We start from the raw sequence: 10182 nt of genomic DNA on the forward strand, positions 1-10182 counted from the left end.
ATCTTGATTGCCTATTTGCTAGGCTCAATTTCAAGTGCGATCATTTTCTGCAAACTTGCAGGCTTGCCCGACCCAAGAGAAACCGGCTCGCATAATGCCGGAGCAACCAATGTGCTTAGAATCGGGGGTAAAAGTGCGGCGTTGGGCGTGCTTTTATTCGATATTTTAAAAGGCACATTACCTGTGGCAATGGGAATTTATTTTGGCTTATCTCCTTCACAACTTGGTTTTATTGCATTAGCGGTTTGTCTGGGGCATATTTTCCCGGTTTTCTTTCAATTTAAAGGCGGAAAAGGCGTTGCCACTGCATTTGGGGCAATTTCTGCGTTGAGTTTTATTGTTGCAGGTGGAGCAATTTGTACTTGGCTTTTGGTGTTTTTGATTTCCGGCTACTCATCTTTAAGTGCAGTGCTAACTGCCCTACTTGTACCGTTTTATATTTGGTGGTTTGAGCCACAATTTACTTTCCCTGTTGCCTTAGTATGTTGTTTGTTGGTCTACCGCCACCACGACAATATTCAACGTTTATGGCGAGGACAAGAAGATAAAATGTGGGACAAATTAAAGAAAAAGAAAGCGTAAAAATAGGCATAGTTCAGATTTTCGAATGAAACTCAGGATAAGTTAATCTACAGCACATCAATCTCGTGCCCTGAGATTTATATTGGCATAAAAAAGCGAGAACAATGTTCTCGCTTTTTTTTAATTGATACCGTAAGGTTCAGTATAAGGAATAATGCCTCGTTTTAACATTCTCGATACGCCATTGCTATAACTTGTGCCAAAACGTAACTCAAAGTTAATCCCGAATTTATTATCGTAGTAAAAATCGTTAATCGTATCAGGCGAACCGACAGGCGTTGAAACTAAGCGGCGAGCCACATAGACATTCGCTGCCCAACAACAAGTGTTGTAGTTCAGAGAAAGCTGCCCTTCAACCGGTTTCTTCAAAGCAATATCATGATAATAACTCGTCATTATCGATACTTTATCCGTCAATTCCCAACCTAATACTCCACCAATTTGCTTGATAGATTGACCATATCTATTCGTATTTAAGTTTTGATTGATATAATCTTTACTTGCATAACGATAGTTAAGCTGAATCAATTTGTCTGATTGCGGTTTATATTGCAATGACATATTCGCTAAAGAAGTTTGATTTAAGCGAGTGTCATATTGATAACTACCGTGCCAGTTCCACTTTTTATGGAATTTCCAGTTAGATTCTGCCGCCCACGAAGAAGAACGTTTAGCAGTGCTATTATCCGATGTATCATCAATTTTTGATGGGCTTAAATAATAGGTTTGACCTAAACTAAAGTTGAATACCTCTTCGCCCGTTTCATTGTTAAAGAAGCGAGTTGTTCCACCGGCTGTAATTAAATTTGCTGAAGCAATTCTATCTAAACCACTATAACGGCGGTCGTTAAATAGTGAGAAGTAATCATTTTGCAATAGTGCCGAATCATAACCTAAACTCACACTTTTCTGGCGTTTAGAACCAATATCGCTTTGATTTTTGTATGGACGATAAATATATTGCAATCTCGGCTCAATCGTTTGATTAAAACCGGAGAATAGTTGTTTATCTGATGCTAAAACCGTTTTGAAATCTAACTTAATTTGAGGCAATACTCGGCTTACGCTTTTCTTGATCTCTTCTGTACTTTCACTTCCTTTACTTTGCAAATAATGAGTTGCATATAACTTAGTTTCTAAATTCAAACTACCGTAGCGATTTGCAAATGGGAAGTTCAACGTTGGCTCAGCGTGGAAACGCCACGCTTTTGGCATTAGTTTACTATCATTTTCAAAACGAGCGGCTTGAGCGAAGAATTTGAAATCGCCACCTTTAATTAAATCGTTTTTGTAGTAATTAAAGTCAATTTGTGGGAGTACACGGTAAGGTCCGATATCCAATTCATCGAAGGTTTGGAATTTTTTACCTGAAATCGATAAATTATAATTTGGTTGGTAATAACCTAATCTAAAATTTTGTGTTGCGTAGCCGTCTGTACTGTTACCATAGTCTGAATCAAAATCAGAGAAATAGCGTCTATCGCTAACTTTGGTATAATCTACCGAGAAACGCCAATCAGTTAAGAAACTCATTGCGTGTCGCCAGTGGAGCAAATAACGTTTACGATCATCATTTTCCGGTTGATATTCACTGAGACGATCTTTCGCCATATACTCTGTTGCCACCAAGCCTTGACCGATTTTAGTTAGATAACGAAACTCCGGACTAACTTGCCAGCCACGACGGGAATAGTAAGTTGGTGTGATTGTCGCATCCATATTCGGTGCAATATTCCAGTAAAATGGTTGAGAGTAGGTCCAACCATTTTTGCTTGAACGCTCAAAACTTGGAATAAGTAACCCAGTGCGACGACGATCACCAATCGGAAATTGTAAATAAGGTGAGTAGAAAACAGGTACACCTAAGACTTTGAAACGAGCGTGCCACATTTCAGCATACTCTTCATCAACGTGTTGGATCATCTCATTCGCGTCAATTTGCCAAGAATTATCATCGGGTAAACAAGAAGTGAAACTGGCATTTTTAAGCGTACGTTTGCTATCTCCAAATTCACCATACTCTGCTGTACCTCGCCCTTGTCTGCCGACTAATTGATAGTTAGCATTACTTAAGTTGGCATCTTTGGAAAGCAGATTAATAGTAGCATCAGCTCCAGTGGCTTGAATCAAATTGTCTTGATAGTTAAAGTTACCTTGCAAATATGCCATTCGGGCATTTTCGCCGTCTTGTTCCACTCGAACCTGATCAGCCACAATTGAACGATTGCCTTGTTTAATACTCACATCACCCGTGTAAGTTGCATCACGAGGCTGATTAATCACCGCACTGTCAGACTCAATGGTAACAGGCATTCTGAGCTGATCGCCTTCTACTACCTCACCTTGAAATTGAGGTACACCAAGCAAGCATTGTTGCTTTAGATCAGCTACTGCATAATTACTATAACAAGCTGCCATCACAGCAAGAGAAAGTAAGCTATAACGCTGTTTCATTATTTTTCCTTTCTGAATTGGGAACAAGCGGTTGAATTTGAACGTTTTTTTGCAAATCCGATTATTTTATATTTTGCAAAAAATCTTAAAAAAATAACCGCTTGTTCTACTAGATAATACGGGAAAACTGCTGTCTTCTCGCTAATTGTCTTGAATATACATCAAAACATAAGCAAATATTACGGATTAACAAACGTCCACGCGGTAACACCACAATGCCATCATCGTTAATCGTTAATAATTCATCTTCCGCTAACGGCTCTAATAAAGTCAGATCTTCAGCAAAATAGGCTTTAAAATCAATACCGTATTGCTTTTCAATAGTTGCAAAATCGAGCTTGAAGTTGCAAATCAGGGCTTTAATCACATCACGGCGAATACAGTCATCTTGGGTAAGTGCAATACCTTTATGTAAAGCAATGCCACTTTCTTCCACATCAGCATAATATTGCTGTAACTCTTTGCGATTTTGAGCGTAAGTATCGCCCAGTAAGCTGATTGCTGAAACGCCCATACCTAACAAATCGCACTCTTCTTGTGTTGTATAGCCTTGAAAGTTACGGTGTAAAATCCCTTTTTCTTGGGCAACCGCAAGTTCATCATCAGGTTTGGCAAAGTGATCCATACCGATAAATTTATAACCGTTTTCGCCTAAGAATTCGATCGATTTTTGTAAGATCGTAAGCTTTGTTTCCGGTGCCGGCAGTAGCTCTTCTTTGATTTTAACCTGTGCTGCAAAACGACTTGGCAAGTGTGCGTAGTTAAACACACTCATACGATCCGGATTTAATTCTACCACACGTTGTAACGTGTACATAAAGCTCTCAACATTTTGTTTCGGTAAGCCGTAAATTAAGTCTACATTGGTTGAAACAAAACCAAGTTCTTTTGCACGCTTCATTAATGCAAAAATAAACTCTTCATCTTGCTCACGGTTTACTAAACGTTGCACTTCTTTGTCGAAATCTTGAATCCCCATACTAATTCGGTTAAAGCCGATAGCTTTTAGGTGATCTAACATATCTAGTTCAATTTCACGCGGATCCATCTCGATACTGATTTCAGCATCTTCGCTAATTTCAAAATGAGTACGTAGCATTTGCATCAAACGTGCAGATTGATCTTCATCTAAATAAGTTGGAGTACCACCGCCCCAGTGAATTTGCGTAACCAAGCGATTTGTAAATAGCGGTGCTCGGGTTTTAATTTCACGCTCTAAATAATCTAAATATATTTCAACTTTATGGCGATGGCGAGTAATCACTTTATTACAGCCACAGAAATAGCACAGTTTATGACAAAACGGAATATGTACATAAAGCGAAAGCGGACGCTCAGGATAACGAGCAGCCGCTGCAATAAAATCATCATTAGTATAATTTTCGTTAAACTCTAATGCCGTTGGGTAAGAGGTGTAACGAGGACCTGAATGGTTATATTTTTGAATAAGGGCTAAATCCCAAATAATTTCCGACATTAGACTGCCTTTCTCATTTCTTCAATATCTTTTAATAATTGCTCGCACTCGATTTTAATCTCGGCTTCAAGCTCAGCTTCTTTTGCCTCACGCTCTAAATCAAGTTTCATTCGTTCATTGCGTTTTAAATTTTTACGTTCATCTAAAATCGGCATATTTTCCACCACTTCATATAACGCCCACATCGCATTATAGTGGATTAATTTTTTACCCAATACATCTAACAGAGGCTTTAAACGTAAAACGCCTTCGGAAAGATCGCATTGTTCAGAAATCATTGCTCTGGTAATCACATCAATGCTTTCTAAAATACGTAGATAGCGGGCTTTTTGTGATTGTTTAGCTTCTTCAATCAACTCTTGCTCACGTCTTTTTTGTAAACGGACTTTAAGCATTAAATGGATTGCATAACCAGCCATTGAAATCAGAATAAGTATAGCTAGTACAATCAGGAATATTTTTAGCATCATAATTTGCTATCCGTTAGCGGAATTTATTAATATCCATTGTTTCAAATTGGCGTAATAACGCATCACCGTTATCACCGTCTTCATCTTCAAATTCAATGCCAAGTTCCGTCATTAATTCATCAATGCGGTCTAAACATTCATTCATAAATTTCTGATCTTCAAGCGATAACGTTTTGCCTGCTTCTAAATCATCTAATAGCTGATTTAAGCATTCATTATTTTCTAATTGCTCTAACTCTTGCTCAGGTGAAAGCGTTGGTTTTACAGGTTCAACCGGAACAGGCTTAATCGTACGCCCTTTTTCCGGTTGATTAACAAATTCCACCATTAACGGCACTTTTTTACGGCTGCCGATACGTGGATCTTTTACTTCTTTCTCAACCGCTTTTTTCTGCTCTGCCGGATCAGCATTACGAGAACCGGTCGGTAAACCTTTATGTTTGCGTTTACGCTTTTCCTCACGAGCTTGAGCATCTAACTCATAACGGGTTAATTTACGATTTTTACCGCCACCTAATTTAGGGGTTGGTTGCTTTGGTTTATCTGTTTTTCTTGCCGGCATAATATCAGTAATGCGGCGTGTTTTTTTCGTACGACTCATAATTGTTTCATCATCTAGTTTTAATAAAACGCTATTCTACAAGGAATTACCTTGCCTTAATAGCGTTGATTTCAATTAATGGTAAGTTTGCATAAAGTGCCGATAGGCTTTAAGAAATTTTTCAAAATCATCTAAGCCACAAAACGCAATACTCTCTTCATTGTAAAATTGAAAACCTTCTTCCATTTCTTCTTCGTCAAAAGCCGCATCTAAGTTATTCGCTTTTGCCATCACTTCATCATAATCAAAATAAATACTGTATTCACGTCCTTCAAATACGCATTCATAATGATTTGGGAAAGCTGCTCTGCATTTTTCAATTTCAGCAAAAATGGTTTCCAGCTCTTTCGGATTGCCTGTAATCTCCGTATTCAACCAACGGGCAAATGCCTCGTGATCCATTGAACATTTTGCCACAATACCGTGAATACTATGCGTAAATTGATATTCCATACATATTCTCCTCTTTAATAGCTATTATAGCCTAACAAGCGGTTGTTTTTTGGAAAAATTTTACCATTTAGTTCAATAATGATTGCCACATTTTTCTCACAAACTCCCTCTCTTCCACAAATTCTGCTGCCTCAACCACATTTTCTTTGCGGAGTAAGTTTAAATGGTGAATTTTGTTGCGAAGTGATGTGTAGCAATGTTTGAGCTGCTCGCTCTCTTGTAGACTTAAAATGCCGCATTCCACCGCACTGTCGAAAATCCGTACGTTATCAGACCATACCGCCATTTGTGGATTTTCATTACTGTGAGCCAGCACCAAATATTGAGCAATAAATTCAATATCAGTAATGCCGCCCTGATCGGTTTTGATATGGAATTTGTCTTGCGAATGGGAACTCAGGTGCTGATACATTTTCTCCCGCATTTCGCAAATTTCTTGGCGTAATTGACCGCTTGTGCGAGGTAATGCCAAGGTAGATTGACGGATGCGTTCAAACTCTTGCTTTAAATACTCTGCCCCAAACACACATCTTGCCCGCACAAGGGCTTGACTTTCCCACGTCCAAGCTTCATTTTGTTGGTAGTGTTCATAGGCATTAAAGGTGCTGACTAAAAGCCCCGCTTCACCGGATGGGCGAAGTCGCATATCCACTTCATATAACACGCCGGCACTGGTGTTAAGGTTAAAAATCGAGTTAATTTTTTGAGCAAGTTTTAAGTAAAACTGATGGCTTGAAATTTCCTTTTTACCGCCAATCGTTTGGCTATCTTCTGGAGCATTATGCAAAAAAACCAGATCAAGGTCTGAATTATAGCCTAGTTCAATCCCACCTAATTTTCCATAGCCAATAACCGCAAAGCCTTTTTCATCAGACTCTAAATGTTCAGGTGTACCGAAACGCCGGCTAACCTGCTTCCACGCCATATTCACTACCGCATTGATAATGGCTTGTGCTAAGTAAGTAAGGTGATCGCTGATCTTCATAACGGGCAGCCCCCCCAAAATATCAGCAGCCGATATACGTAAAATTTGGGTTTGTTTAAACTGACGTAAGCCATCAATCAAAGCTTCTTCATCTTCTTCTGGAATGCGGATTAAATAATCTTGCAAGGCAGATTGATACTGATCAAGCTCTAACACTTCGGTTAAGCCGTTGTATCTTATCAGTTCATCAAGTAACATTGGGTAGCGAGCAATTTGCTCGGCAATCATTACCGATTTGCTACAGAGTGTTAATAGCTGTGGCAAGATCTGTTCCCGCTCCACCATCAATTCCAGATAGGTTGTACGGGTTGTGATTTTATCTACGATGTTGAGCAAACGAGGTAAAAGTAATAAATAATCCTCACGCTCAAAAATGCTGTCTGCGATTTTCGGCATTAAATTGCGAAGCACTTCTCGCCCTCTTACCCCAATCGGGCGTTTTACCCAATCTTGGAAAGTAGTGGAAAAATGGTGGAAAATCGCCTCATAATCGCTTTCTGCGACTCGGGGATAATTTTTTAATATGGCAGACAAATCTTCTAATGAGATGTTGTAATTCAGAATATCTTTCCATTCAGCTAATTTTTCATTTAATGGAGAGGCTTCATCTTCATTTTCTTCCTCACCAATCAATTCATTAAAAATGTGGCGAACCTCATTTTGGTGGCAACTTAACACCGCTAAAAATCCTGCCCAATCGCTAAATGAGTGTTCTATAAAAATGCTATCTTCGCTATTTAAGGCTTGCTGCCAATAGCTCCGACAAGCAAAAATAAGACGAGCTTGATCATCAAGATCTGTCGGTAAAGTTTGCGTTTGTTTATCATCAATCGCTTGTAGTACATTTTCCACTTGACGATAAAAAATATAAGCGTTATGCAGTTTTTCTACCTGTGATTGCGTTAATAAATTCAGCTCACTCAAGCGAGGGAGTACTTTTAACAGGCTACGTTCCTGTAAAATTTTATCTCGCCCGCCACGAATCATTTGGAAGGTTTGTACAATAAATTCTACTTCCCGAATACCACCGGCACCAAGTTTGATGTTATCCGTTAAACTACGACGAACCACCTCACGGCTGATTTTTTGCTTCATTTCACGTAGAGATTGGATTGCAGAAAAATCCAAATAACGACGATAAACAAAAGGTCGTAGCATCTGTTTTAAGTAGCGATGATTGATGTTTTGACTCTCTTCGCCCAAAATTTTGGCTTTAATCATCGCATAACGTTCCCAATCACGCCCTTGCTCTTGGTAGTAATCCTCCATTGCGGCAAAACTGAATACTAACGCTCCGCTGTCGCCAAAAGGACGAAGCCGCATATCAGTACGGTATACAAAGCCATCAGCGGTAATATCATCAAGAGCTTTAATTAAACGCTGACCGAGTCGGGTAAAAAATTTGCTGTTTTCAATCGGCTTACGTCCACCCACTGTTTCGCCGGCATCAGGGTAAGTAAAGATGAGATCAATATCAGATGAAAAATTTAGCTCTCCTCCACCAAGTTTCCCCATTCCTAAAATCAGCATTTCTTGCTTTTCCCCCAAGCTATTCATTGGCGTACCATATTCTTCACAACACTTTTTAAATAGCCAATCTCTTGCGGTTAAAATCAGACTTTCAGCTAAGTCTGATAAGCGTTGAAATACAAATTCAACTGTAGCAAGTTTGTTTGATTGCAAAAAGCTCAATCGAGCTAATTCACGATGGCGAAATTGTCGCAATGCTCTGCTAAGTTGTTCCTCATTTTCAATCGTTGCTAAAATCCCATTTAAACGAGTGGCATAATTACCACACTCCTCTACTGTTGGAGTAAAATGAACCCATTGCTCCAGTAAATCAGGATGTTTCTGCAAGGTTTGTTTGACTAAATTAGACATTGCCATCGCCACAACAAGCGGTTGAATTTGCTCAGAATTTTGCAAATCGGCTGGTAAATTAAGTTGGGATTGGGAAATTAGAGTGGTAAGCATAAATTTAGGCTCAAAATTGGGAATGGATTGGTATTGCACGTTTTATCCATTCCCCTCTTTGCTAAAGAGGGGAGAAAAAATTAAAACACTTTCTTAAACGGCTTAACAATCACATCGCCATATACACCTGCATCAACATAAGGGTCTTGGCTTGCCCATTGTTGAGCCTCTTCAAGAGAGTTAAATTCAGCAATAACCGTCGAACCTGTTACGCCTGTACCATCTTCCGTTGGGTTAGGACCGGCAATTAATAAACGATTTTCAGCCTGCAATTTCTCTAAACGAGCTAAATGTGCAGGACGTACTTCTAAACGTTTTTCCAACGTGTTCGGATTATCTTGTGCAAAAATAACGTAATACATACTATTCTCCTTGTTCATCAGTAGTAGTTGGGGTAATTAATGATAAAGCTTCATCTAATTCCGGATTATTCTCTCTTGGCACAGCTCGAGGTTTGCCTTCTTTATCAGTAGCAACATAAGTAAATAACGCTTCTGTTACCAGAAAACGTTCACGCGTGCCTTCATAAACCTGCTTGATAAACACTTCAACTTTTACTTGCATTGAAGAACGACCAACGTGCATCAATTTGCCGTAGCAACACACCACATCGCCGACAGAGATTGGTCTGTGGAAAATCATTTTATCTACTGTTACCGTAACAACTCTGCCTTTCGCAAGTTCTTTCGCTAAAATTGCACCACCTAAGTCCATCTGCGACATAATCCAACCACCAAAAATATCACCATTAGCATTGGTGTCTGATGGCATTGCAAGCGTTCTTAAAATCAGTTTCCCTTCAGGATCTTTTTCATAAGGTTTATTTTTCATCTTGTTTTTCCTGTTTTTCAGCCTCTTTTAGGTAAGGGTAAAGTACAAAACCCGTTATAACTGTTGCAACCAATGTTAATCCGATAATGCCAAAGGATTTAAAATCAACCCAAACATCTTCGGATAAATATTGGCTAATATAAATATTAAGCAACATACAAATAATAAAGAAAATAGCCCAACCGAAGTTGATTTTATTCCACACTTGCTCCGGCAAATTAATTTCCTTACCGAGTAATTTTTTAATTAACGGTGCTTTAAACACAAATTGGCTTACTAATAGCACCAGAGCAAAAAGCGAATAAACGATGGTAACTTTCCATTGTAAATATTTCACTTCATTAAAATAAGCACT

The 10182-nt window shown here is 38.9% G+C and carries 10 protein-coding genes; 1 reads left to right on the plus strand and 9 read right to left on the minus strand.

The genetic code is table 11. The features are described 5' to 3' along the window. On the plus strand, positions 1 to 582 hold a 582-nt coding region (gene plsY, locus ACJHV0_RS02930; RefSeq protein WP_483133336.1), incomplete at its 5' end, for a glycerol-3-phosphate 1-O-acyltransferase PlsY. A gap of 120 nt (positions 583 to 702) precedes the next feature. Here the strand turns inward: plsY and lptD are convergent. The 9 genes from lptD to ACJHV0_RS02975 all read right to left on the minus strand — a co-directional run. Then, on the minus strand, positions 703 to 3036 hold the full coding sequence (lptD, locus tag ACJHV0_RS02935) for an LPS assembly protein LptD (protein WP_483133337.1): 2334 nt from the start codon (positions 3034 to 3036) through the stop codon (positions 703 to 705). 109 nt (positions 3037 to 3145) lie between these two features. Then, positions 3146 to 4513 (minus strand): oxygen-independent coproporphyrinogen III oxidase, encoded by a 1368-nt coding sequence (gene hemN, locus ACJHV0_RS02940; protein ID WP_025236312.1) that lies wholly within the window; start codon positions 4511 to 4513, stop codon positions 3146 to 3148. Beyond that, entirely contained in the window at positions 4513 to 4980 is a 468-nt protein-coding gene (locus ACJHV0_RS02945; RefSeq protein ID WP_483133340.1) for a DUF2489 domain-containing protein, read from the minus strand. Before ACJHV0_RS02945 ends, hemN begins: the two co-directional genes overlap by 1 nt. Positions 4981 to 4996: 16 nt before the next feature. Then, the gene (gene yihI / locus ACJHV0_RS02950) at positions 4997 to 5584 is read right to left on the minus strand and encodes a Der GTPase-activating protein YihI (protein ID WP_025236314.1); all 588 of its coding nucleotides are present in this window, start codon (positions 5582 to 5584) and stop codon (positions 4997 to 4999) included. Between the two features lie 75 nt (positions 5585 to 5659). After that, positions 5660 to 6037 carry a YacL family protein gene (locus tag ACJHV0_RS02955; RefSeq protein ID WP_025236315.1) on the minus strand — a complete coding sequence of 126 codons (378 nt, stop codon included), beginning with the start codon at positions 6035 to 6037 and terminating at the stop codon, positions 5660 to 5662. A gap of 67 nt (positions 6038 to 6104) precedes the next feature. Next, the gene (gene glnE, locus ACJHV0_RS02960; protein ID WP_483133338.1) at positions 6105 to 8996 is read right to left on the minus strand and encodes a bifunctional [glutamate--ammonia ligase]-adenylyl-L-tyrosine phosphorylase/[glutamate--ammonia-ligase] adenylyltransferase; all 2892 of its coding nucleotides are present in this window, start codon (positions 8994 to 8996) and stop codon (positions 6105 to 6107) included. An 80-nt stretch (positions 8997 to 9076) separates the two neighbouring features. Beyond that, positions 9077 to 9358: a YciI family protein gene (locus ACJHV0_RS02965; RefSeq protein ID WP_334229763.1), complete on the minus strand. Its 282-nt coding sequence runs from the start codon at positions 9356 to 9358 to the stop codon at positions 9077 to 9079. A 1-nt stretch (position 9359) separates the two neighbouring features. Then, a complete protein-coding gene (gene yciA / locus ACJHV0_RS02970; RefSeq protein WP_334234068.1) occupies positions 9360 to 9827 on the minus strand; it encodes an acyl-CoA thioester hydrolase YciA in 468 nt (155 codons plus the stop codon). Beyond that, the coding region (locus tag ACJHV0_RS02975) for an inner membrane-spanning protein YciB (protein WP_483133339.1) at positions 9817 to 10182 on the minus strand (366 nt) is incomplete at its 5' end. The genes yciA and ACJHV0_RS02975, both read right to left, overlap by 11 nt.

It is taken from the genome of Mannheimia sp. (assembly GCF_056854775.1).

Bases quoted from the DNA above. Each gene is read 5' to 3' on its own strand.
- lptD (WP_483133337.1), bottom strand. From the start codon at position 3,036: ATGAAACAGCGTTATAGCTTACTTTCTCTTGCTGTGATGGCAGCTTGT.
- hemN (WP_025236312.1), bottom strand. From the start codon at position 4,513: ATGTCGGAAATTATTTGGGATTTAGCCCTTATTCAAAAATATAACCAT.
- ACJHV0_RS02945 (WP_483133340.1), bottom strand. From the start codon at position 4,980: ATGCTAAAAATATTCCTGATTGTACTAGCTATACTTATTCTGATTTCA.
- yihI (WP_025236314.1), bottom strand. From the start codon at position 5,584: ATGAGTCGTACGAAAAAAACACGCCGCATTACTGATATTATGCCGGCA.
- ACJHV0_RS02955 (WP_025236315.1), bottom strand. From the start codon at position 6,037: ATGGAATATCAATTTACGCATAGTATTCACGGTATTGTGGCAAAATGT.
- glnE (WP_483133338.1), bottom strand. From the start codon at position 8,996: ATGCTTACCACTCTAATTTCCCAATCCCAACTTAATTTACCAGCCGAT.
- ACJHV0_RS02965 (WP_334229763.1), bottom strand. From the start codon at position 9,358: ATGTATTACGTTATTTTTGCACAAGATAATCCGAACACGTTGGAAAAA.
- yciA (WP_334234068.1), bottom strand. From the start codon at position 9,827: ATGAAAAATAAACCTTATGAAAAAGATCCTGAAGGGAAACTGATTTTA.